Origin of the sequence: Bacteroides sp. ET336 (assembly GCF_024733815.1) — a bacterium.
GTDB classification, from domain to species: Bacteria; Bacteroidota; Bacteroidia; order Bacteroidales; family Bacteroidaceae; genus Phocaeicola; species Phocaeicola cellulolyticus.
Window position 1 is genome coordinate 105,220 of the sequence record NZ_JANRHK010000004.1, and the last position, 25,503, is coordinate 130,722.

At 36.2% G+C, this 25,503-nt stretch carries 21 protein-coding genes; 10 read left to right on the forward strand and 11 right to left on the reverse strand.

What is annotated here, in order from left to right:
* The first annotated feature begins 24 nt into the window (after window positions 1-24).
* Complete coding sequence (locus NW213_RS06110) at window positions 25-504, forward strand: S-ribosylhomocysteine lyase (RefSeq protein ID WP_258322176.1); 480 nt, start codon at window positions 25-27, stop codon at window positions 502-504.
* 266 nt (window positions 505-770) lie between these two features.
* On the opposite strand, the gene rpsO is transcribed toward NW213_RS06110, so the two are convergent.
* Window positions 771-1,040 carry a 30S ribosomal protein S15 gene (gene rpsO / locus NW213_RS06115; RefSeq protein WP_154043767.1) on the reverse strand — a complete coding sequence of 90 codons (270 nt, stop codon included), beginning with the start codon at window positions 1,038-1,040 and terminating at the stop codon, window positions 771-773.
* A 165-nt stretch (window positions 1,041-1,205) separates the two neighbouring features.
* Here rpsO and NW213_RS06120 point away from each other — a divergent pair, with 165 nt between their 5' ends.
* From NW213_RS06120 to NW213_RS06155, 8 genes are all read left to right on the forward strand, one after another.
* On the forward strand, window positions 1,206-1,952 hold the full coding sequence (locus NW213_RS06120; protein ID WP_154043766.1) for a hypothetical protein: 747 nt from the start codon (window positions 1,206-1,208) through the stop codon (window positions 1,950-1,952).
* Window positions 1,953-2,049: 97 nt separating this feature from the next.
* Window positions 2,050-3,852 carry a translational GTPase TypA gene (gene typA / locus NW213_RS06125; RefSeq protein WP_258322177.1) on the forward strand — a complete coding sequence of 601 codons (1,803 nt, stop codon included), beginning with the start codon at window positions 2,050-2,052 and terminating at the stop codon, window positions 3,850-3,852.
* A gap of 146 nt (window positions 3,853-3,998) precedes the next feature.
* Window positions 3,999-5,039, forward strand: a complete 1,041-nt coding sequence (locus NW213_RS06130; RefSeq protein WP_258322178.1) for an NAD-dependent epimerase — start codon at window positions 3,999-4,001, stop codon at window positions 5,037-5,039.
* Window positions 5,040-5,134: 95 nt separating this feature from the next.
* Window positions 5,135-5,866: a glycosyltransferase gene (locus tag NW213_RS06135; RefSeq protein WP_154043854.1), complete on the forward strand. Its 732-nt coding sequence runs from the start codon at window positions 5,135-5,137 to the stop codon at window positions 5,864-5,866.
* 14 nt (window positions 5,867-5,880) lie between these two features.
* Window positions 5,881-6,519 (forward strand): lipid-A-disaccharide synthase N-terminal domain-containing protein, encoded by a 639-nt coding sequence (locus NW213_RS06140; protein WP_204391900.1) that lies wholly within the window; start codon window positions 5,881-5,883, stop codon window positions 6,517-6,519.
* Between the two features lie 2 nt (window positions 6,520-6,521).
* Window positions 6,522-8,114, forward strand: coding sequence for a glycosyltransferase family 39 protein (locus NW213_RS06145; RefSeq protein ID WP_258322179.1), 1,593 nt, complete (start codon window positions 6,522-6,524; stop codon window positions 8,112-8,114).
* A 100-nt stretch (window positions 8,115-8,214) separates the two neighbouring features.
* Window positions 8,215-9,009 carry a glycosyltransferase gene (locus NW213_RS06150; RefSeq protein WP_154043761.1) on the forward strand — a complete coding sequence of 265 codons (795 nt, stop codon included), beginning with the start codon at window positions 8,215-8,217 and terminating at the stop codon, window positions 9,007-9,009.
* 18 nt (window positions 9,010-9,027) lie between these two features.
* On the forward strand, window positions 9,028-10,077 hold the full coding sequence (locus NW213_RS06155; RefSeq protein ID WP_258322180.1) for a galactofuranosyltransferase: 1,050 nt from the start codon (window positions 9,028-9,030) through the stop codon (window positions 10,075-10,077).
* Window positions 10,078-10,207: 130 nt separating this feature from the next.
* Here the strand turns inward: NW213_RS06155 and NW213_RS06160 are convergent, their stop codons facing one another.
* The 10 genes from NW213_RS06160 to NW213_RS06205 form a co-directional block, all read right to left on the reverse strand.
* The gene (locus tag NW213_RS06160; RefSeq protein WP_154043759.1) at window positions 10,208-11,080 is read right to left on the reverse strand and encodes a glycosyltransferase family 92 protein; all 873 of its coding nucleotides are present in this window, start codon (window positions 11,078-11,080) and stop codon (window positions 10,208-10,210) included.
* 24 nt (window positions 11,081-11,104) lie between these two features.
* Complete coding sequence (locus tag NW213_RS06165) at window positions 11,105-12,115, reverse strand: stealth family protein (RefSeq protein ID WP_258322181.1); 1,011 nt, start codon at window positions 12,113-12,115, stop codon at window positions 11,105-11,107.
* 29 nt (window positions 12,116-12,144) lie between these two features.
* Window positions 12,145-13,014, reverse strand: coding sequence for a lysophospholipid acyltransferase family protein (locus NW213_RS06170; RefSeq protein ID WP_258322182.1), 870 nt, complete (start codon window positions 13,012-13,014; stop codon window positions 12,145-12,147).
* A 100-nt stretch (window positions 13,015-13,114) separates the two neighbouring features.
* A complete protein-coding gene (locus NW213_RS06175; protein WP_204390650.1) occupies window positions 13,115-14,149 on the reverse strand; it encodes a glycosyltransferase family 2 protein in 1,035 nt (344 codons plus the stop codon).
* Between the two features lie 107 nt (window positions 14,150-14,256).
* Complete coding sequence (gene glf, locus NW213_RS06180) at window positions 14,257-15,387, reverse strand: UDP-galactopyranose mutase (RefSeq protein WP_204390648.1); 1,131 nt, start codon at window positions 15,385-15,387, stop codon at window positions 14,257-14,259.
* 383 nt (window positions 15,388-15,770) lie between these two features.
* Entirely contained in the window at window positions 15,771-18,881 is a 3,111-nt protein-coding gene (locus tag NW213_RS06185; RefSeq protein ID WP_258322183.1) for a glycoside hydrolase family 2 TIM barrel-domain containing protein, read from the reverse strand.
* A gap of 57 nt (window positions 18,882-18,938) precedes the next feature.
* Complete coding sequence (locus tag NW213_RS06190) at window positions 18,939-19,919, reverse strand: lytic transglycosylase domain-containing protein (RefSeq protein ID WP_258322184.1); 981 nt, start codon at window positions 19,917-19,919, stop codon at window positions 18,939-18,941.
* Window positions 19,920-19,970: 51 nt separating this feature from the next.
* Window positions 19,971-20,777 carry a DUF3108 domain-containing protein gene (locus NW213_RS06195; RefSeq protein WP_154043752.1) on the reverse strand — a complete coding sequence of 269 codons (807 nt, stop codon included), beginning with the start codon at window positions 20,775-20,777 and terminating at the stop codon, window positions 19,971-19,973.
* On the reverse strand, window positions 20,774-22,711 hold the full coding sequence (locus NW213_RS06200) for an Ig-like domain-containing domain (protein WP_258322185.1): 1,938 nt from the start codon (window positions 22,709-22,711) through the stop codon (window positions 20,774-20,776). Before NW213_RS06200 ends, NW213_RS06195 begins: the two co-directional genes overlap by 4 nt.
* 49 nt (window positions 22,712-22,760) lie before the next feature.
* Window positions 22,761-24,266: a GH3 auxin-responsive promoter family protein gene (locus NW213_RS06205; protein WP_204390637.1), complete on the reverse strand. Its 1,506-nt coding sequence runs from the start codon at window positions 24,264-24,266 to the stop codon at window positions 22,761-22,763.
* Window positions 24,267-24,411: 145 nt separating this feature from the next.
* Between NW213_RS06205 and NW213_RS06210 the strand changes: the two genes are divergently transcribed.
* Entirely contained in the window at window positions 24,412-25,422 is a 1,011-nt protein-coding gene (locus tag NW213_RS06210; protein ID WP_154043749.1) for an ATP-dependent 6-phosphofructokinase, read from the forward strand.
* Window positions 25,423-25,503 lie beyond the last annotated feature (81 nt).

The window sequence follows — 25,503 nt, forward strand, 5'->3', positions numbered from 1 at the left end:
TATTAATTTTTTAATTCTTCACTCATGGAAAAGATACCAAGCTTTACAATAGACCATATCCGTCTGCTACGCGGAATATATGTATCAAGAAAAGACCATGTAGGAACAGAAATTGTAACTACATTCGATGTACGCATGAAAGAGCCTAACCGTGAACCTGCATTAAGTCCTTCGGCTATCCACACAATTGAGCATCTGGCTGCAACATTCCTTCGCAACCATCCTGTATGGGCAGACAAGATTATATATTGGGGACCTATGGGCTGCCTCACAGGCAACTATCTTGTAGTAAAAGGTGACTTGAAATCGGCAGATATACTTCCGCTGATGATAGAAACTTTCCGTTTCATTGCCGATTATGAGGGTGATGTTCCGGGAGCTACAGCTAAAGACTGCGGTAACTATCTGATGATGAATCTTCCTATGGCGAAATGGGAAGCTAAGAAATATCTGGAAGAAGTTCTGGAACAGGCAACTGAGGAGAATCTGAATTATCCTGCATAATGAGAAAAAGCCGTTCAGTAAACGTTTAGTGAATGTTCGCTGAACGGCTTTAATTTAAAATGATACTACAGATTTCCATATATTATCCCAATAACAGAGAACATGCTATTAGCAAAGATAATATTAATAAGAAAAACGCCTCGTCGTTTTAATTAAAATAACAAAGCGTTTTAATCAAAACGACAGGGCGTTTAAAAAAAATGAGTTATCACCCATTTTAATTCGGGAGATAACTCATTTCTAAATTTCCGTGCAGCAAGTAATAATTACTTACGCAAGCCAAGCTCTTTAACGATAGCACGATATCTTTCGATGTCGCGATCCTTCAGGTAGTTAAGTAAAGCACGACGCTTACCTACCAAAGTTGTAAGAGCTCTTTCAGTACTATAATCTTTTCTGTTGAGCTTCATGTGCTCAGTCAGGCGAGAAATACGGTATGAAAACAATGCTATCTGCGATTCAGCTGATCCAGTATCAGTGTTAGACTTTCCGTACTTTTCAAAGATTTCTTGTTTTTTAGCTGCGTCTAAATACATAATTTTGACTGTTTTTAAAATGTATAAATTTGATTTGCGGGTGCAAAGATACTGATAATCTTATACATTACAAATATTTTGTTATATTTTTTCACCATTTCCCATTTCTACACAATAAATTATGGAAACTATATGTATATTTACACATTATATAGAAAATATTGTATGAAACCGCTTACGGGAAAAGAGAAAATGACAGCCGAAAAAATTCTGTTAAAGAAAAATATCAGTATCGACGATATAGAGAGTTTCCAGTTCATAAAATACGATGAATATCCGGAAGCACACGACAAATTTTGGGGCAGATCTCTGTTCCGCATTAAAATGAAATCAGGCACATTTGCCTATATCCGTATTTATTACAATTGCAGCAAGAGGGCTTCCGCTTTATTAAGGTATCTTGTCTCAAAAGGAATCGAATTTTCCAACTACAACAAGCCGTACACCACCGAAAACTGTCTGAAAGAATTATCTGACAAAAAATATAAAAGACGCTTCTCTGAAGTTGAAGTGTTATCTATATTAGGCATATATTCTTTTATTGGCGGTCTCTTTATATTGAATACAAAAAACAACGAACCAATTTTTACAGCCATATCAGGGGTAGTATTTATTATCTTAGGATATGCAATAGTACATACGGCGTATGCAATAAACTGCCAAATATCAATCAATGGCGGAGACTTGGTCATCGCAAACAAATTCAAAACATATACCTACCCAATAAAATCAATCCTGAAAGTAAACATTTATATATTCTATACCGGCAAACGTAGCATAAAATACATAGAAATCATTGATTCAGATTATTTCTACCATAAACATCAATGCAACGGATTAAGCCGCAAAGATACCGATAACATTATAAGAAGTTTATTTTCAATTGGTATTGACGCAACCAACAATACATAAGTACTCATATCTAAAAAATATAAAAACCATAGAGCATTATACCTGTCTTTCAATGAAAAATAGTAAATTTGCAGCCAATAATATATAGGTATATAGTATGCAAGACATTAGAAACATTGCCATCATTGCCCACGTTGACCACGGTAAAACAACGTTAGTGGACAAGATGATGCTGGCGGGACACCTGTTCCGCGGAGACCAGACAAACGGTGAGCTGGTATTGGATAACAACGATTTGGAACGTGAAAGAGGTATAACAATCCTTTCAAAGAACGTATCAATCAATTACAAGGGTACTAAAATCAACATCATAGACACTCCGGGACACGCCGATTTCGGTGGTGAAGTGGAACGTGTGCTGAACATGGCAGACGGTTGTATTCTTTTGGTGGACGCTTTCGAAGGTCCTATGCCACAGACACGTTTCGTACTGCAGAAAGCTCTCCAGATAGGACTGAAACCAATAGTAGTAGTAAACAAGGTAGATAAGCCAAACTGCCGTCCTGAAGAAGTATATGAAATGGTCTTCGATCTGATGTTCAGCCTTAACGCAACTGAAGACCAGCTCGATTTCCCAGTACTGTACGGTTCGGCAAAAAACAACTGGATGGGTGAAGACTGGAAAACTCCTACAGACAGTATCACTCCGCTGCTTGATGCAATCGTAAAATATATTCCTGCTCCACAGATTCTTGAAGGTACCCCACAGATGCTTATCACATCATTGGACTATTCTTCTTACACAGGACGTATAGCTGTAGGACGTGTACACAGAGGTACAATCAAAGAAGGAATGAATATAACATTGGCCAAACGTGACGGAACATTGGTCAAATCAAAAATAAAAGAAGTACATACATTCGAAGGTCTAGGACGTAAAAAAGTAGAATCGGTTTCTTCTGGTGATATCTGCGCAATAGTGGGTATAGAAGGTTTTGAAATCGGTGATACTATTTGCGATTTCGAAAATCCGGAACCACTTCCACCAATCGCTATCGACGAGCCTACAATGAGTATGCTTTTCACAATAAACGACTCGCCTTTCTTTGGCAAGGAAGGTAAGTTTGTGACATCACGTCACATACACGACCGTCTGATGAAGGAACTTGACAAGAACCTTGCCCTCCGCGTGAGAAAGACTGAAAACGAAGATGGTAAGTGGATTGTTTCAGGACGTGGTGTGCTCCACTTGTCTGTACTTATCGAAACAATGCGCCGCGAAGGTTATGAGCTTCAGGTAGGTCAGCCACAGGTTATCTTCAAAGAAATAGACGGAGTGAAATGTGAACCTATCGAAGAACTTACAATCAGCGTGCCTGAAGAATTCTCAAGCAAGATGATTGATATGGTGACTCGCCGTAAAGGTGAACTTACATCAATGGAGACTCAGGGCGACCGTGTAAACATTGAGTTCAATATGCCTTCACGCGGTATCATCGGTTTACGTACAAACGTGCTTACTGCATCTCAGGGAGAAGCTATCATGGCACACCGTTTCAAGGAATACCAGCCATATAAGGGTGAGATAGACCGCCGTACAAACGGTTCAATGATAGCCATGGAATCTGGTACAGCATTTGCATATGCAATAGATAAGCTTCAGGATAGAGGTAAGTTCTTTATCTATCCGCAGGATGAAGTCTATGCAGGACAGGTAGTAGGTGAACACGTACATGAGAATGACCTGGTAATCAACGTAACAAAATCGAAGAAGCTTACAAACATGCGTGCTTCCGGTTCGGACGACAAGGCACGTATCATCCCTCCTGTGATATTCTCACTTGAAGAAGCGTTGGAATATATCAAGGAAGACGAATACGTAGAAGTAACTCCTAAGAGTATGCGTATGCGTAAGATAATACTTGACGAAACAGAACGCAAGCGTGCAAACAAGAACTGATAAACAATAAAGACTATAAACAAATTCCATTGGACATATCATAAGTCCAATGGAATTGTTATTATTGACAATCCTTGAATTTTATATCTGAAAAACAATCATCATCCTATCAGTTAAGGATTCACATCAAAAAAAACAAAGCAATTATGAAAATCTTGATTACAGGTGCTGCAGGTTTCATTGGATCAAAATTAATGTACCAACTGGCAAAAAGAGGTGATACAGTAGTAGGCATTGACGAAATAAATGATTACTACGACGTTCGTCTTAAATTTGCAAGGTTAAAAGAATGCGGAATAGCTGTTCCTGACAACTCTTACATCTATAATGAAAGAGTGCAAAGCACTGTTTTCAATAATTGCTCGTTCATAAAGATGTCAATAGACGACAAGGATTCAATAGACAAACTGTTTGAAAAGGAGAAATTCGACAAGGTTATGAATCTTGCAGCACAGGCCGGTGTAAGATATTCGATAACCAATCCGTATTCTTATCTTAACAGCAATATAGTAGGTTTCCTTAATATACTTGAGGCATGCAGAAACTATGGAGTAAAACATCTTATATTCGCATCATCAAGCTCGGTTTACGGACTGAACTCAAAAACTCCTTATTCTGAAGACGACAAGGTGGACAGCCCGGTTAGTCTTTATGCAGCCAGCAAGAAATCTAACGAACTTATGGCACACGCCTACAGCAAACTATATGGTTTTGCTGTTACAGGATTAAGATACTTCACTGTTTATGGCCCGTGGGGACGCCCTGACATGGCCCCTATGCTTTTTGCAAAAGCCATATCCAGAAACGAACCTATCAAAATATTCAACAACGGAAATCTAAGCAGAGACTTTACATACATTGACGATATAGTAGAGGGTACGATACGAGTGATAAACAGCATCCCGAAAGCAGAAGAATGCGAAAACGGTGTAGCATACAAGATATACAACATAGGCTGTTCGGAACCGGTCAAACTCATGGATTTCATAAAAGAGATGGAGCAGGCTTTGGGTAAAGAGGCTATCAAGGAATATCTCCCGATGCAGCAGGGAGATGTCTTCCAGACATATGCCGACACCACAAAACTGGAAAATGAAACCGGATACAAGCCGCAAATCAGTCTTCACGAAGGCATCACAAAGTTCATTGAATGGTATAAATCAGAGAGCAACCCTTTAAAAGAATAGTAAAGATAATTGTTTTCTGAAAGTTTTGGATAACTTTGCAAAATCACCACTAATCAAACAACATTATGAAAGAATTTGCGCAAGAGTTACTTGCTATCAACAAAACAGCTGATTATGACCTGACTGTCATAGTGCCTGTATATAACGAAGAAGAGAACATGAAAATGCTGGAAGAAAAGCTCTCGGCATTTACAGCCATTGCCAAGTGTCCGGCATGTATCCTATTCGTAAACGATGGTTCAAAAGATAACAGTCTGGCAGGGATACAGGATATCTGCAGCAGACACAATGACTTCTTCTATATCAGTTTTCTAAAAAATGCAGGACTTAGCGCAGCTATAAAAGCAGGCTTTGACACAGCACAATCAAAATATGTAGGATATATTGATGCCGACTTGCAGACTGCTCCGGACGATTTCAACCTGCTGCTTGAATATATCAATGACTTCAAACTGGTAATGGGTATCCGTGCAAACAGAAAGGATTCTGGTTTCAAACGTCTGCAATCCAAAATAGCCAACAGCTTCCGACGCATGATGACACACGACGGTGCCACAGACACAGGCTGTCCGCTAAAGATTCTCCATACAGACTACGCAAAGCGTATTCCTTTCTTCACAGGAATGCACAGATTCCTTCCTGCACTTATATTGCTTCAGGATGGAGGATGCTTTAAGGAAATTCCAGTAAGACACTTCCCAAGAGTTGCAGGAAAATCAAAATTTAACCTATGGAACAGACTTATATCACCATTTAAGGACTGCTTCGCCTACAGATGGATGAAACACAGATACATAAACTACCATATTAAAGAAAACAATATCTAACTAAACCGCTCCTAATGACAATTGTATATATAATAGGCTTTTTGGCACAGATATTTTTTTCGGCAAGAATTCTTGTACAATGGATATTGTCAGAAAAAGCAAAAGAAATTGTATCCCCATCTATCTTCTGGGTACTTAGTATTGCCGGATCATACCTTTTGTTTATATACGGATGGTGCAGGGATGATTTCTCGATAATACTTGGACAAATCATTTCCTATTATATTTATATCTGGAATCTGAATGCCAAAGGGATATGGAGAAACATAAATATCATATTGAGAATAATACTCTTCATAACACCTGTAGTGGCCTGTGCTTTCCTTCTGGAATCACCTGAACAGTTTATAAGCCAATTCTTCAGAAACGAGGATATTCCAATATGGCTACTCGTATTCGGCTCGGCAGGACAGGTTATATTCACCCTGAGATTTATATATCAGCTGATATACTCATACCACAAACATGAGTCGAAACTGCCGATAGGATTCTGGATTATAAGTCTCATTGGCAGCAGTATTATAGTAAGCTATGGTATTTTCCGCCTTGACCCTGTACTCATTTTAGGACAGTCTGTGGGATTTATAGCATATATAAGGAATATAATCTTGGGAGTAAGAAAAAACAAATCTGTAAACTTAGAAAACAAATAAAGATGTACAATGTCAAAAACATTACGGAGAAGATAGACAGCATCAGTCTTCTGAAATGGATGTTGTTTATTTTCATCTGTCTGATACCTATAAGTGCTTTACGCGATTTTACTCCGGCTAACGAATTGAGATACATAAGCATTGCAGACGAAGCAATAAGAAACGGACACTGGTTCATGCTGACAAACAACGGTGAGCCATACAGTGACAAACCGCCATTTTATTTCTGGCTGCTTATGATAAGTAAGATGATAACAGGCGAATATCATATATGGCTGCTTATGATGTTCTCAATAATTCCTGCCTTGGGATGTATGTACACCATGGATAAATGGTGTGAAAAGGAACTTGGTAAAGGATATAGGAATATAGCACCTCTCCTGCTTATAACTACAGGATATTTTGTAGGTACAGCTATGGTACTGCGTATGGACATGCTTATGGTATGGTTTATCATACTTGCCCTAAGAGAGTTCTACCGTATGTACACCGGAGAAGGAAAATTCGAACGTCATCAGATACTTTTCGGCATATACATTCTTTTGGGATTCTATTCAAAAGCATTCATGGGCGTATTGATACCACTGATGACTTCTCTGGTTTTCCTTATCACAAAAAAGGAAGGAAAAACATTTTTCCGCTATTGGAACTGGAAGGTATGGAGCATAGTAATCGGAGGTATCGCTTTATGGTTCGTGATGGTATGGGTGGAAGCAGGAAGCGAATATCTCTATAATCTTACTGTTGGACAGACTGTAAGCCGTTCCGTAAAAGTATCAGTACACAAACATCCATTCTATTTCTATATCATATATTTGAGTTATGGAGTAGCGCCATGGACATTCCTTTATGTCGGAAACATAATATGGGGCATGAAAAACAGGATGTTCAAAAGCGATTTGCAAAAACTGTTTGTCATAGAAATATTGTCAACCTTCGTAATGCTTTCATGCTTCGGAAGCAAACTGGCAATATATCTGGTTCCTATTTTCCCATTTATGACTTATCTGAGTCTGATGTGTATGGAAAAGCTACAATGGAACAAATGGCAAGCTTTTGCAGCCAGTTTCCCCGGTTTTGTAATTCTGTTGGCACTGCCGGCCTATATAGTAGCAACAAGGTTTATACCTGAAATTACATCTCCACTGCTTATGATATGCTCAATACTGCTTACAGTTACAGGAGCGATATCAATAGTCATGGCATGGAAAGACAGAAACATCAGAATGACCATAGTTACATTCTGCTCAGGATTCCTGATAACAGCCTTTTTAGCAGGTTTTGCCATGCCTAAGTTCAATCCGCAAATAGGATATGGTGAATTATGCCGTAAGGCTCAGGAAAAAGAAAAGGAATGGAATGTTTCGGGAGTTACAACGCTCGGAGTATGGAGAGCCCAAAACATGGATGTATATTTCCCGGACAGACTGACCGTTTATTCACGTCATGAAGCAGACTCACTGAAGAACGTCAATAACAACCTTCTTATTCTAGACGGAAGATATAAGGAAGAGGAAAATATAAAATCATATATCGACGGCAAAGAACAGGTTGAGATACTGGATGGCAAATATGTTTTGGTGAGAATACAGTAAGTATGTGTCATAAAAGATAATTGTATTATTACATATTATTAAAAACATGCCTATCTTTGCTATATACTTAAAATGAAAAACAAACGATAAGTTCTGAAATATGAATCATAATACATCAAAACAGCAAGTCATAGTTTCAATGACTTCATTTCCCGCAGCAATACCATACGCACAAAAGGCTGTTGAATCAATCCTAAATGGTTCTGTACTTCCTGATAAAGTTATACTCTATCTAACTTTCTCTCAATTTGGAGAGAAAGGTATACCTCAACAGTTATTGAACCTATCGCAGGTTAATCCTAAGTTTGAGATTCGAAATTATGACAAAGACATACGTTCATATAGAAAATTAATTCCTGCATTAGCAGATTTTCCTGACGCTATTATAGTAACTGTGGATGACGATGTGGCATATAACAAAAATATGCTACGTGACTTATTGCAATTTCACATGCAATATCCTAAAGCTATATTCGCTCATAGAGCAAAACTTATGTATCCGGGAAAACCATATCGTAAATGGAAGAAGTACAGATGGTATAATTTCTTATTCAAGAAAATACACTCCGATTTCAGGAATATACAAACCGGAGTAGGTGGAGTATTATATCCCCCACATTCATTAAAGGCCGAAATGCTTGATGTTAATTTATTTACCAAAATAGCACCTACAACAGACGATATATGGTTTTGGGCTGCAGCAGTTGCTAACAATGTGCCAGTCATACCTGTACCATTTGGTTATAACAAGCCCAAAAGTCTAAATAAGCCACGAAATTTATCATTGAAAACTACAAATTTTAAATCTGGCATTGATAGAAATGCCGCAGCCTTGGCTGCTATTCTTAAAGAATTTCCTAACGTAGGAAAGAGAATTGGTTTTGAGACAAAATAATATTAATTATTTGATATCATGATATACTATTTACCAAAAAACTACAAATTCAAACGTATTAATGACGCAGGCAGTAAAGCCAGAATTGATATAGAAAGGACAATGGATTTATTAGGTTATATTCCAACTGGTAAACATAAAGCTATAAGTAAAAACCGTCTAATACATTTCATACAAACATTAATTACGGTTGTACAAATGCCAATGTACATTAAAAAAGGAGACATACTGATCTTACAATATCCAGTAAAATACTATCGTTTACTATGTTTTCTAGTTCATTTAAGAAAAGCAGAAGTAATTACAATAATACATGATCTAGAATGTTTCCGTAAAAAAAGGAATTCTGTAAGAAAAGAAATAGAATTAATGAACATGTCTGATGCCATAATATGCCATAATCCGACAATGAACAAATGGCTATGCGATAATGGTTTCAAAGGATACAACGGAAAAGGTATTTTAGTTACACTTAATGTATTCGATTTCCTATCAGATTCTCAATGCACAGACAAACAAAAAAGATGGCCTTCACACAGTATTACATACGCCGGACAACTTGCACCTATAAAAAACAAATTCTTATATGAAATAGGAAGCTATATAGAAAACTATACTATGAATGTTTACGGAAAAGGATTTGATAAATCCATAGCGACATGTCCTGAGAAGTTTGACATAAAAGGATTTATGCTACCAGACAAATTAATCAGCTGCGCAGAAGGTGATTTTGGACTCGTTTGGGACGGAGGAGATATTAACAGCTGCGATGGTAATTGGGGGGAATACCTCAAAATAAATACGCCACATAAAGTTTCATTATATATACGCTGTGGCTTACCGATTATAATATGGCGAAAAGCTGCAATGGCACAATTTGTCGAAGAAAATGGAATTGGAATATGTGTAGATTCATTAAAAGACATCAATAACATATATAAAAATATAACAAAGGATGAATATGTGAAAATGTGTGATAACGTACTAAGAATAAGTTATAGATTATCAGAAGGCTGGTATTGCAAAACAGCTATTTCTGAAGCTAGCTCACGACTAAAAGAACTTTAGCCCCCACCAAAAAGCAATAGATAATAAATATGCAAGCTCTCAATACTATATTTTTAGAGCTTGCATTATAAAAATTAAACTACTTTTCAATCTTATCTTATTAGAAAAACGATCATAAACAGTCATGACTCTATTCCTCAATATCATTTAAATCGTATAAATCAAAGTAGCCAAAATCACGCAAAGTATTAATACGGGCACGTCCACGAGCACGTTTAGCCAAGAATTCCTCATAAGATTTTACAGCATAATGATTAATACGAATAACATCTTGTTGAGGCTCACGATCACGAAATCCTTTCTTCAATGACACTCCATGTGAATCAGCAGCGCGTCCGGATATTCGTGCAGCTTCATGACAGCCCACCATTGTACAGACACGTCTCGGATCAACTATACTTTTCACATGAGTATTAAGCTTATGGTTTGGAACTGAATGCTTTCTAAACCTCTCCATAACACCTCCAGGCTCATGTTTCTTAGCTCCACCACTACCATACACTAACCAATTTATCTCAACAGATGAAAAACTCTCCAGACGCTGAAGAAATTCCCGAATATTTTTATCTTTTACAGGGACTATAAATTCATCCAAATCTATAACTGCAATCCACCGTGCCTCCGTGCGATGCTTCTCAAAACAATTATCATAGGCAGCAAGTTGTTGCTTATGACCTGGCCAATAATTATACTCAACCAAACCAGATTCAATAAAAGGAGCAAGCACTTCTTTTGTACAATCATCACTTTCATTATCATAGATATAAAACTTCTCTACGCCTTGCTTACTATGCCATTCTATCCATTCCTTGAAATAAGGCCCCTCATTTTTAGCTATTGCACAAACTGTCAGATAATACTTAGGAACAGTTTTATCATGCATCATCCTATATTTTAATCTTATTGCATTGAAAAGCCCATAGCGAAGGATTCCACGCCATCTATTGCGCTCCATCTTATTAGGAATCACTCCTGCTATAATTTCTGCCAATACTTTATTCATCGTAAATATGTTTACTTTTTAATATTAAAGCTCAAAACTTGACTTTTCTGGAAGAATTGACTCAAAAGCATTCTTTATATTCTTCATGACCTGTTCATAATTACGAATATGCACATTATCATTAAGACATATTAATTTATATGACTGATTATATATCGCTCTGACAGCCTGCTTAGGCTTTACCATCAAAGGAAACATTTTTGTATCACTATATGTGTTATATGGCTCAAAGTTCCCGCTACATATCTGCCAAGTTCTAAACAACTCCGGCGTATAATCATTTAATGAACGAAACCTATTGACTGAGGTTTCTGTAAGTTCTTTCTCAGCCACAGCCCATACGTCATTAAATGTACTTTTTAAATATGGCTGTGCATTATGCGGTGTACGCAAGGTGATAAATTTCCCGTATGGCTTAAGTATATAATTCCAACAGGCACGTGACCCATAACTTGAGTTAAACCACTTATCATGATCACGAGCCATCACTTCTTTCTTATCAAAATAACGGTTTATAATCCTCATATTATTTTTAATTCTTATATACCATTGCGACCATGAAGGATTGTATAGAAAGGTGGCAATATCACATGGTAAACCATTACGAAAAAAACGTTCCTCTCCAGTTGGACTTATTATATAAAAATCGTCATTAAAATATACGAAATGTTCAGCCAAATCAGGTATCCTGTGTATATACCTTTCTATAACAACCGAATTATATGTAGGCAAAAACTGTTCAGGTATATAATCTTTATGATTTACCAAATTTATCTTGGGATTATTGGCATCTAGCCAATTAGGTTTCTGTCCACTAGTGATAAAATGTATTTTACGAACCCAAGGGGTAAATTTCTCAACCCCACGAAACCAATATTTAAGAAAGCCATAGTCTCGGAATCTAGCTTTAGATACTCCATTCTTTGTGTTTTCCTTATTACCAGAATATTTAGCAAATTCAGCTTGCCATTTTGGGTCATCCATATCAACCCATGTGACTACAAAATCTATATCCATTTTTATATGGTTTTTCATTTGGTTCTTAATCAATATTTCTTCTATGACTATTTAGCATGTTTAAAACGATTATGCGTCCACAAATAAAGTTCCGGACTTTCTTTAATCATTTTTTCCAACATGTTGAAATATATAGTAGTTAGTTCAAAATCTGGAAGTGATTTCGGATTATCATGCATTCTTACAAATTCAACTTCATAATAACCTCTCTTTACACGTTTCATTTTAATGAATACAGCTTCAAAGCCATAGTGTTTGGTTATTTTTTCCGTTCCAGTCAATACAGGCACGTTATGATTTAAAAATGGTATAAAATAGCGCGATTCTATCTTTCTTGGTGACTGATCAGCTATAAACCCTATTACAGATACTTTATTTCCCATAGCTAACTCATTTATATATCGTGCTGTCTTATGCATCTCTACATTTATAGCACCCATTCGACCGCGATTCTGAAGAATCAACTTATCCATATACTTATTCCGTAATTTATGATATATCTGAGCAGCTACTATTCCTTTTTTTTCAATGTACAAAGGTATAGATGATACCCATTCCCAATTTCCATAATGTCCCAAATAAAGTGATACGGATTTGCCATCCCTAAGTATAGCGTTCAGGTCCTCAAAGTTTTTAAATTTCATGCGATTACCTATTTCCTGCTTTGAGATTGTGGCCATTTTGCAACTTTCAAGAATATTATCCGTAAAGAAACGATAGAATTTTTTCTCTAAAGCTATTATCTCTTGTTTATTTTTCTCAGGGAATGATTCTATCATATTCTTACGTACTATCCTCCTTCTGTATCTAACTATATAATATACTATGTAAAAAAGACAATCTGATATTATATATAAAACTTTGAAAGGGATATAAGACAAAAGTCTCACTAAAAAAAACAACAGAGAATATACCATAAAATGTCCTTTATAACGTTTCTAAACTTTTTAACAATCTGAATTACTTCCAGAAACCATCAATTAACAACTATAGAGATAATAATATTCTAAAGAAATATTAAACTTTAAAACGTCTTTTCTTTTGGTAATGAACGTTTTGATATAAAAAGATAATCATATTCAAGACTATTCTACTTTTAACTATTTTATATAGTTTAAAATAGAACTTACTCATGATTTTACTTTCCGCCTTATACTTCTCTGCCCTGACTATAATATTTTCAACTACAGAATATTCATCATCAGTAAGCGGTTTATGCCACCTAAGACTATTAATGAACATATTATAAATCTCCGATAGAAAATATCTCTGATTTGATACTGTAATCTCACTATTATTACTATATGACTTATCCATATAGTCAAGTACAAAGCTTATTACCTTAACTACATGTTGATAGTTTCTTAACAAAGAAACAGCGCTTGTTGACTGATCATCACGTCCAATAAAATAATAGTACAAATACAAATCAAATACAATAAAGTCCTTTATCCTGTCTATAGGAAGAAAACAGTACTGGATATCAGTATAACATATACCTTCTATATGCTTTAATCCAACCTTTCTCAAGATTTCGGTTTTGTATGCCATACTATGCATATTGAATTCTCTACCAACTACATGAGGCTCTATTTCGAATTCCTGCATTTGATAGACTTTATTATATTCAACCGTGTTGAAAGGAAATTTCTTTATATCTACACTGCCATTCTTCTTTACTCTGTACTCTGTTCTTAATGTAACAAACAAATCGGTATCACATGTTTCCAATCTTCTTAACAGTTCTACAAGAGCTTTTGTATCGAACCAGTCATCGGCGTCAAGCATTCTGAAATATTTACCTTTAGCTATTGCAAGTGCAGCATTTATGCAAGAGCCGTAATGACCATTTGCCTTATCAATTACCGTAATTATATCCGGACGCTTCTTTTCATAACTACGGATGATTTCAAGCGATTTGTCCTTGCTTCCGTCATTGACAACGATTACCTCCAAAGTAGATGGAACTATAGCATCTGTTACTGTATCCAGACATCTTGCTATATATTTCTCCATATTATACGTTGGAACAACTAATGATAATAACTTCATATATTTAAATCATATTAAAATGTTACAAAATATCAATATATAAAATGCAGATAATTTATATTTACTGCTTTACGGGCACAACTAATATTTACCCACCCTTATAATTTTCAAAATATATCCATATTAAGAACTTTTTCTATGATTGGAGCCATATCGTAATATTTATATTCAGCCAATCTTCCGCCAAAAATTACCCTTGTTTCTTTATCTGCCAGCAATTTATACTGCTGATATAATTCGTTATTCTTAGGATTGTTTATAGGATAATATGGTTCAAGATTTTCATTCCATTCAATAGAGTATTCTTTAGAGATAACCGTTTTTTTACACTTATCAACCTCATCTCCAAACATCTCAAAATGTTTATGTTCTATTACTCTTGTATAAGGAACGTCTATATCAGTGTAATTGACAACAGCATTTCCCTGATAATTTGAGCAATCCAACTCTTCCTCTTCAAAATAGACTGTTCTATATTCAAGCTTTCCAAACTTATAATCGTAGAATTCATCTATTTTACCTGTGAATACTATCTTTTCAGCCATTTGTTCCCAGTATTCTCTGTTCTCAAAGAAATCGGTATCAGTTATGACTTCAATATCTTTCAGCAAGCCTTCTATCAGTTTATTATATCCGCCGATTGGAATACCCTGATATTTATCACTAAAATAATTATTGTCATAAACGAATCTAACCGGAAGTCTCTTGATAATAAAAGATGGAAGTTCAGTACATTTTCTTCCCCATTGTTTTTCTGTATAGCCTTTAATAAGTTTCTCGTAAATATCAACACCTATCAGAGATATTGCCTGTTCTTCCAGATTTGCAGGTTCTTTTGTTTCAGATAATGAAATCTTCTCCAACATTTCCTGTCTCTGGCTGTTTATTTTATCAAGAGCTTCGGCTGGCGTAATTACTCCCCACATTTGATAGAAAGTATTCATATTAAAAGGCAAATTGAACAACTTTCCTTTATAATTTGCTACCGGTGAATTAGTATATCTGTTAAATTCAACAATGCTGTTTACAAAATCCCATACTTTTTTATTTGATGTATGAAATATATGTGCACCATATTTATGAACATTTATTCCATGTTTATTCTCACAATATATATTACCACCAATATGATTACGTTTATCTATAACCAAACATTTCTTGTTTGCTTGCTTTGCTCTGTAAGCAAAAGTAGCACCGAACAAGCCACTTCCAACTATCAAATAATCAAATTTATACATATGTGAATGAATTAAATATTTTATATATCAGTTTATAAGTCCAATGTTTAAACTCAAATACAAATTCATGAAAAGCCAAATATTCTTTTAAGTCTGCATTAAAGTAAAAACATATATTAATTTATTGTGATTAACATGGTACACCATTTATGTTACTTTGTAATAGCAACCATCCTTATATTTTATTTTGTTAAATTTAAATGATTAATATAAACCGACATCAAATATAGTTTATTAGTTGCTTATTTCAAAACTTCTTTCGTTTTTTCAATGCATAATACCCAAAATCTATAATAATCCTATAGTAAGGTATATATAAACATACGATAATATAAAAAAACTGTCCCAAAATCATCAACCGGATTTTGAGACAGCTTTAACCATTATTTCATAATCACCATACTGGATATAGGAGTCATTATAAATGTAAATTCATAATCATCATATGGGATTCTGTATTCAGGACGTGGAATTGCTCCCCAACTGTCAACACAAGCCAAACCTTGCTGTACTTTATCAATCAACAAGTTTGTGAGCTTCGACGGAACGACCTCATTAGAATGGCGTTGATTCTTTTCACTGCCATCATCAAGAGACTCCATTGTATAATGTAAAGCAGACGCAGAGAATGGTTTCTCGGCAACAAACATCAATCCCTTACCCTCTTCATTAAACAGCTTCCACCAACGTATATCTGTCTTATTTCCATTTTCCTGAGGACGGATATATGGATAGAACTGCTCAGTGACTGTCTGAGAATAAATACCTATATCTGTACTGTGATTTCTATCTATATAATTCTCTACAGGGCCACGACCATAATATATAATATTCTCAAACGATTCGGGCATTGGCATCTGCATTCCGAAACGGAACATATCAGATACTTTTGCAGATTTGTCAGCAACCATCTTCTGTGTTACTTTCACAGCACCTTGATTGTTTATGGTATAAGTGAGGTATAACTTGGCTGAAACACTTACGATATCGTATTCTGCAGATACTACAATCATATCATTCTTCGATTCGTGTTTCATAGAAACAAGTTTAATCTCAGGATTTTTCCATACCGCATACTTATTCTGCAAACCTGCACCATAATCATTGTCAGTAGGAGCACGCCAGAAATTCGGAGTTAACAGAGCACCTTCGTTTATCATTTGTGTACCATTGACACAATAACTGTCCATAAATCCGTTTTGCTTATTGAACTGGATATTGAATGTTTCGCCACTGACTTCAAGACAATTAACATTTTCATCATTAGCTACAGGCGCTATAACAGGAATATTCTTCTCTGCTATATTCTCAAATTTCATATCCGAAGCATCATAACCTTTCAATACTATCTGATTCTTTGCAACTACATGTCCTGCAGGAACAAGATTTTCACTTGTCTTCTGTATATATTTCACGTTCAGAAGCCACTCACCCGATTCATCAAGCTTACCAAAATCTATTTTATATGATACCGTCTGACGTGGTGCTACATCAAGATTTTCAACGATTCCGGTACGAACAGATTTACCATTGTTTATTACCTCCCATTGCATGCGGTAAGCGGAAAGGTCTCTGAAGAAATTCTCATTGTATATCTTTATTTCTCCGTTAGCAATATCACCAGGGGTTGTCCATATGTTCTGATAGAAATATCCTACTTCATACATGTGCGGATTAGGAATACGATCAGGACTAATCAATCCATTATCACAGAAATTATTGTCACTGGCATCAAAACGGTTGAAATCACCACCGTAAGCATATATCATTTCTCCATTCTTACCGGTCCAACGGCATGACTGATCTACAAAATCCCAAATAAAGCCTCCCTGATATTTCGGATATTTACGTATCAGATCCCAATATTCCTTGAAACCTCCTTCTGAATTACCCATAGCATGAGCATACTCACACTGAATAAGAGGTTTGTTTTTGCTGTCATCCTCAGAATATTTCTCGCAAGCGTCGTAACCATAATACATTGGACAGAAGATATCGGTCAATCCGGAATATCCGGCACGTTCATATTGTACCGGGCGGCTATTATCTTCATTCTTCACCCAATGATATGCAGCCTCAAAATTAGATCCATATCCGGCTTCGTTTCCTAAAGACCAGAATATGATACTAGGGTGATTAAAATTACGTTGTACATTGCGCATGTTTCTCTCCATATGTGCTTTTTTATAGAAATCAACTTTCGCCAACGTAGTTTCTCCATACCCCATTCCATGTGATTCAATATTAGCCTCAGCAACCATATAAATACCATACTTGTCGCAAAGCTCATACCAATATGGATCATCCGGATAATGGCATGTTCTAACTGCATTTATATTGAACTTTTTCATTATCTGAATATCCTGCAACATACGTTCGCGTGATACCACGTATCCACCGTCAGGATCCATTTCATGACGATTGGCGCCTTTGAATAAAACAGGCTGTCCGTTTACAAGAACCTGGGCATTCTTTATCTCGATTCTTCTGAAACCAACTTTCAACGGAACAATTTCTGTAATTTTACCTCCATTAACCAGGCTCGCACGAAGTGTATATAAATATGGAGTTTCTGCTGTCCATTTACTAGGATTTTCAACATTAAACTCTGCTTTAACTGTTCCAGAGCCCTTTACTTCCTTCGCCTGTACAACATTGTTGTCAGCGTCAAGAAGTTCCAGACTAACGTTATTGTTACCTTTAAGGCTTAATTCCACATCAAGAATTCCATTCTTATATTCATCGTCCAATGACGGAGTAACACGAATATCGTCTATACGATTACGATTGCGTGTGTATAAATAGCAGTCACGTGACACACCGCTATATCTGAAGAAATCCTGATCCTCCAGGTAAGTACCGTCACACCATCTGAACACTTGGAATGCTATAAGGTTTTTTTTGCCGGGAACAAGGTATTTAGTGATATCGAATTCGGCTTCCAGTTTACTGTCTTCACTGTATCCCACGAACTTACCATTCACCCATAAATACATATTTGAAGTAACAGAGCCGAAATGAGCTATTATGTCTTTTCCTTTCCAATTGGCAGGAACAACAATTTCCTTACGATAGGAACCCACATGATTCTTTTCAACAGGAACGTAAGGAGGATTATTTTTATACTGGTTTCGCCAAGCATAACCTATATTGACATAAATAGGATCACCATATCCGTTAAGCTCCCATACTGCCGGAATACGGAAATCATCCCATCCGTTATCATCATATCCTACACGGAAAAAGTCATCAGGTCTTTTATCCGCACTTTCAACCCACAGAAATTTCCACTTTCCGTTAAGCGTCATAAAATTATCCGATTCTTCTTTTACTCCTTTATTTGCTGTTTCAAGGTTCTCATAAGCAAAAAAGCTTGTATGCATAGGAGCACGATTAATGGCATTTACCTCCGGATCCTGCCACTCCTTAAATGACTGGGCAGACACAGATAATGCACATACACACATTGTGCCTAATAATAAAAAGTTTCTCATGGTTATTTTATTTATGATATTATGTTTTCAAATATTAGATAATTTCCATACAGTGACTTATTTATCAATCACCCAATTCCTGCTGTATGGCATTGTAAAATCCGGATTATAATTCATATTGTTTTTGTCCGGAAGCTTTATTTCATACTCTTTTCCGTTCTTGCATGGGAGAGATGTACTTCTGAGCCAAGGGTTCAGATTTTTCAAAAGCGCATAAGTCGTTCCCTGACTTTTTGCAAAACGCGCCAAATCTGTTATAGTTTCAGACACTTTTACAGTTCTATAATGAATTTGCGGATATAAATCAGATGATTTCAAGTAAAAACCGAAATCGGTAGGATTTTCAAACAACATTTTAACTGCAAAAATCCTATATATATATCTTGCGGTTTCTTCCACGAGATAAAGATCCAAGGTTTCATCTGTATATTGCTTCTCCTGTTGCTGTGAAATTCTTTCTTGTCCTGCATTATAAGAAGCTGCAACACTTACCCAATCGCCAAATTTATTATATGCATCCTTTAAATATTTACATGCTGCATAAGTGGCTTTCTCTACATTATATCTTTCATCCACATGAGAATTGACCTCAAGCCCATATTCCTTTCCTGTTGTAGGCATAAACTGCCATAATCCGGCAGCACCTGCACCTGAACGTGCCAGCGGGTTGCAAGCACTTTCTATTGCCATAAGATACTTGAAATCTTCAGGTATTCCCTTTTCTTTAAGGATAGGAACAATCACAGGGAAATATCTGTTCGCTCTTTTAATAGTCTGGATAGATGTGCTATGCATAAACGAGAATGCCAACAATTCCCTATCCATACGTTCATGCCTGTCATATCTTGTCAAATCTATTGTATCTCCACAAAATACAGTATATCTCGGAACATCAACACATGTATATCTATCATCCTCAGTTTGCCCTTCTCTATTATCAGAGCCAATACAGTATGCACTTACAAGAAAAGGCAATACACATACCAAAATCAATACTTTGTATATTCCTGAAAGCTCTTTCTTCAATTTGTTAATCATAATATATGGATTTTAATTATTAGGTTATTGAAACCAATCATGCCAAAACCATCATTCCACCAAAGAATCCAACGGATACTTATTACCCTTTATCTTTGTCAGGAATGCCTTGGCAGATCCGAAGTTAAGATACATATCCAGACGCACAGGCAAATGATTCCGGTCATCTGTCACATAGAATGTAATAACTTCCTTTTCTTCTCCTTTTACATATTCCACAAGCGAAAATACAAGGCAACGATATTTACATCCGTCTTCTGCCTTATAAACATCCTTTCCTCTGTAGATAAGAGTCTGTTTATCTACATCTTTTCCTGTAGCCATAGAGAACAGGATTTTATCACCGATATTATAATTTGTGGCATCATAAGAACGTGCCTGCAGAAGTATGCTGAGCATATCATAAACGCAAACGGATGATTCCTGATAGTTCTTTCTCAAGTTTCCATTTACTATCCTATACTGATCTACTATACACTTTCCATTCCTATAACTGAACTTTACATCATCCACACTATATCTTTTGCCTTCTGCTGCTCCTTTACGGAAATATAACGGCACAAGTTCATCTGAAGTAATACAAGTAAGAGTATCACGCATTCTGAAAAACATATCAATCCTCTTGTTTGTAAACGACTCCAAATCTGTCCTAAGACATTTCATTCCATTATATGTGGTAGTGTCAACCGTCATTTTAGCCCAGCCGGCATTTATCCATATAAACTTCCAGTTGAATTTCAGTTCATATGAGAGTTCTTCACCGGGCTTGATTGCGTCATTTACAGCGCCACATTGTGCTTTAGCACATATTCCAGTAAACAGGAACAATAATATGCATATATATATACGTTTTATCATGATGTCAGTCCTAATTTTTTTGCACGTTCCTTATTTCTATCTTTTATTTTCTTGGCTTCCTCAGGCTTCTGCTTCTTTATCTCATCAAGTTTCTGTTTTTCCAAAGGTACAGCCTTAACATCCCAATTTTCTTCAAACTCAAAGTTTGCTTTCATTTCCCATACTTTAGGGAAATAATAAACTTCCTCAGGCTGTATTTTTTTATCATACTCGCCTGTATCCCATTTTCCGTTGCCATTCTTGTCAATATACATTCTTATGTAATATTTCGTATTTGGCTGAAGGAAATAAAAGTCACATGTATTGTTTTTCTTTATTTTCTGTTCTCTTACTACAGCATCACTTGAATTCAACAACTGCACATAAGCATCATTACCTTCTATTCCGCTTATATTCAAATAAAGAGTTCCATACTCCTCAAGAGTTTTCACCTTGACAGTATTTTCCACCTTGTTGGTATGAAGTCCATAAATACTCTTTATTGCAGTAGAGTCTATTCTGAGTCTGTATTCGTTTCCAGGCTTCCAATCGCTCAGTATATAATATTGACGTGGCACTACACTGTCTGCCATCAATATGAAACGTTCATTTTCCCATAAGGTATCAACTTTCACGTCAACATGAATTGCAGAAGTATCAATACTCAACACCGGTTCATCGAATTTCAAGCATAAATTTCTGTTTATATCCATTGAAGAAGGAGCATCAACATTCATGTTGAAGAATTTTGTTTCAACCACATTTATAGTATCTCCTTTTTTCCTTTTTTTCTTCAATTCTTTCTCTTTCTTCTCCATTTCTTCTTTTGCCATAGCCATACGTTTAGCCTTGTTCACCTTGTTCATCATGATCAATGTATCGCATTTCGGCACAAGTTTACCCAAGGTATCAGTATAAAGATAATCTACTTGAAGAGTCAATGTATCTCTTTCACAAAGCACAGTATCTTTTATCCAATATCTTATTGTATCGTTGTTAACAGAAGATTCAATTATAAAGGCATCTTTCGCATCGAAATCAATTCCTGTAATTGTAGGCAGAGTATCTGCCTTGGCGCTGAAATAGAGTGAAAATCTGTTTAGCTGTTCTCTCTCGCTTTTAGCAAGATATTGCATTGTATTTACTTCTTTGAAAGCCCTTAGGACAATATCATCAGGCATAAAATGAGTATAATGCACCGTCAGAACAGTATCAATTTTTAAGGTATCAATAGAGTTCCATACAGTATCATTCTTTACAGCAGCTTCCATAGAAGGAACTATAACAGAATCATTGTATGCAATTATTTCTGTTTTCGAATCGAACAGATAATTCTGGTTTCCATCTTTCAATGCAAATATTCTATACTTTCCAGGAGCTATTCCCTTAATTGAGAATCGTCCTCTACTATCAGTACGCGAAATTCTGTCGAAAGGTATTTTCACGAAAGCCGAGTCGTCCAGATTTTTGTGCAATCCAACCTGGATACCTTTTATAGGTTCCAAATCCTGAGCGTTAAGAACAGTACCCGAGACTTCCATTGTGTCTATTGTCTCTCCTGTTGAAAAAGCATAAGAGAAATTTCCCATAGGATTTCCCTCATTATTATCTACAATAGCATCGCCAAAATCTATTGTATAGGTAGTATTTGCTTTTAAAGAGTCAAAAAACTCTACTAAAACTCTTTTTCCGCTAGCCTTTACTTCCGGCATTTCTGCCTGTGGTGGCGAGATTATTACCTTTTCTGCAGCATTTTCAATTTTGATGAACTCATCAAACTCTAATGATACTTTCTTCCGTTTATTGTTTATAGCATTAGGTTCGGGAGTAGAACGTACAAATTTTGGAGGAGTCTCATCATATGGTCCTCCATCCGGAGTACCCGTACTTGCACATGCATATATCATCAATATTATTACTGCAATTGGCAAAATATGTAGTGTAGATAATTTCATCGTAAAACTTTACTATGGTGTAAATGATATTAATTCAAACAAACATTGCTTACATATTAAGAGTTAACATACTCTCAATATATTCTCGATTATTACTTAAACGTGGAATCTTGTGCTGACCGCCTAATTTCCCTTTCTGTTTGAGCCAATCATGAAACAATCCCGGACGAGCTACAATAATCTCCAATTCCTGCAATGTAATGTCTTTATGCCTTTTGGCTTCATAATCAGAATTTATACTCTGAAGGGCCTTATCAAGCACATGACGGAAATGTTCAACAGAATCAGGCATACAGCTGAATTCAATCAGCCATTGATGACGGCATTTAGCCTCAGCATCCATAAATACCGGTGCTGCCGAATATTCCAAGACCTGTGCACCTGTTTCACGACAAGCTATCTGCAGTCCTTTTTCTGCATTATCAACCATCAATTCCTCTCCAAAAGCATTTATAAAATGTTTGGTACGTCCTGTTATGACAAACTTATATGGATTTTTCTGAGTAAATTTCACAGTATCACCTATGACATATCTCCACAATCCACAAGAGGTACTTATAAGCATTGCATAGTTTTTGCCCACTTCTACTCCCCATAACGGAACTACGGTAGGATTTTCATTCTCGAACTCATCTAAAGGAATAAATTCATAAAAGACGTCATAATCAATCATCAGAAGCATAGAAGGATCCGACAAAGAACTCTGAAGTCCGAAAAAGCCTTCGCTTGCATTATAAGTCTCCATATAATGCATCTTGTCTGATTTTATAAGACCCTTATACTGTTCCCTATAAGGAGTAAAACATACTCCACCATGGAAGAATACTTCCAATCCTGGCCATACTTCATCCAAAGTTTTTGCTCCTGTCTTTTCCAATATTCTTTTTATGACAGCAAGCATCCACGAAGGAACGCCGGAAATATTAGTAATATTCTCATTAACAGTAGAAGAAGCAATTCTTTCAACTTTCTCCTCGAACTCACTCAGCAATGCTATCTCCTTGCTTGGTACACGTATAAGATTTACCAAAGGACTCACATTCTGTATAAGTATAGCAGACAAATCGCCAACCAGACTATCCTTCAGATTATAATTAGGCGCATGACTTCCACCTAGTATCAGTCCCTTACCTTCGAAGAAATGGCTGTCAGGATTCTCACCGAGATATAAGGCAACGGCATCTTTGCCTCCTTTGTAATGAATGTTTTTAAGTCCGTCTTTTGAGACAGGAATAAACTTGCTTTTATCATTAGTTGTACCGGACGATTTCGCATACCATTTAACCTGCCCAGGCCACAATATATCTTTTTCGCCATGGCGCATGCGGTCAATATACTCTTTTACATCCTCATAAGTCTGAATTGGAAGTTTATTAAATCCGGAATAATCTTTTATATTCTTGTAATTATAACGTTTTCCCCACTCTGTACACGAAGCAGAAGTTACTAGTCTGTTCAAAACCTTTTCCTGTATTTCTTCGGCATGTTCCGAATACTTTTCAATCTGCTTTCTACGTGGTTCAAATATTCTGTCAATCAATTTGGTTGGATTCATATTGATTACAATTTTCTGTTTTTGATATTATTGCAAAGGTATGTTTTTTATTATTATATATATGTTTGGCAGGATTATTTTTTATTAAAATCGAGTAAATCTTGTTTTTTTAATAACTTTACATCATAAATTAATTGTTTGCCATATGAAAATAGGAATACTGACATCAGGAGGCGATTGTCCTGGTATAAATGCAACGATACGCGGTGTATGCAAAAGTGCACTAAATCATTATGGAATGGAAGTTTACGGCATTCACAACGGGTTCCGTGGGCTAATGGACGGACATGTAAACCGTCTTACAGAAGATTCAATATCAGGTTTACTCACATTAGGTGGTACCATACTCGGAACATCACGTGAGAAACCATTCAAAAAAGCCTCAGCCTCGATCAACAATGACAAGCCATCAATGATCATAAATACCATCAAGGATTATGGCATAGACTGTCTTGTCTGTATTGGCGGGAACGGTACACAAAAAACTGCTGCCAAATTAATGGAAGTAGGTATAAATGTAGTAAGCATCCCTAAAACCATTGATAATGATGTATGGGGTACAGACATATCATTTGGCTTTGATTCAGCAGTTTCAATTGCCGCCGACGCGATAGACAGGCTACATTCTACAGCCAGTTCACATCAAAGGGTAATGGTTATAGAGGTCATGGGACATAAAGCCGGATGGTTGGCCCTGTATTCAGGTATGGCAGGTGGCGGAGATATTATATTAATGCCTGAAATTCCATTTGACATTCACAGGATAGGTGATACCATAATCAACAGATTAAAAAAAGGTAAACCTTACTCAATAGTAGTAGTAGCAGAAGGAATAAACACCCCTGAAGGTAAAAAAGCCGCGCAATATATAGCCGAGGAAATAGAATACGAAACAGGTTTCGAAACCAGGGAAACTGTTCTTGGATATATCCAACGTGGTGGAAGCCCTACGGCATTCGACAGAAACCTTGCAACACTGATGGGAGGTCATGCTGTAGAATTAATCTCAAATAAGCAATACGGCAGAATGGTGGCATTGCAAGGCAGCAAGATATCATCCATACCTCTTTACGAAACTGCAGGGAAACTACGTTTGGTAACAGAAAATCATGAACTGGTGGAACAAGGCAGAAGAATGGGAATTTGTTTCGGATAAAATATCAGATATAACAAAAAAAGAAGAGCAGTAACTCAATATTATTCAATTAAGTTACTGCTCTCTTTTTATATATTAAGA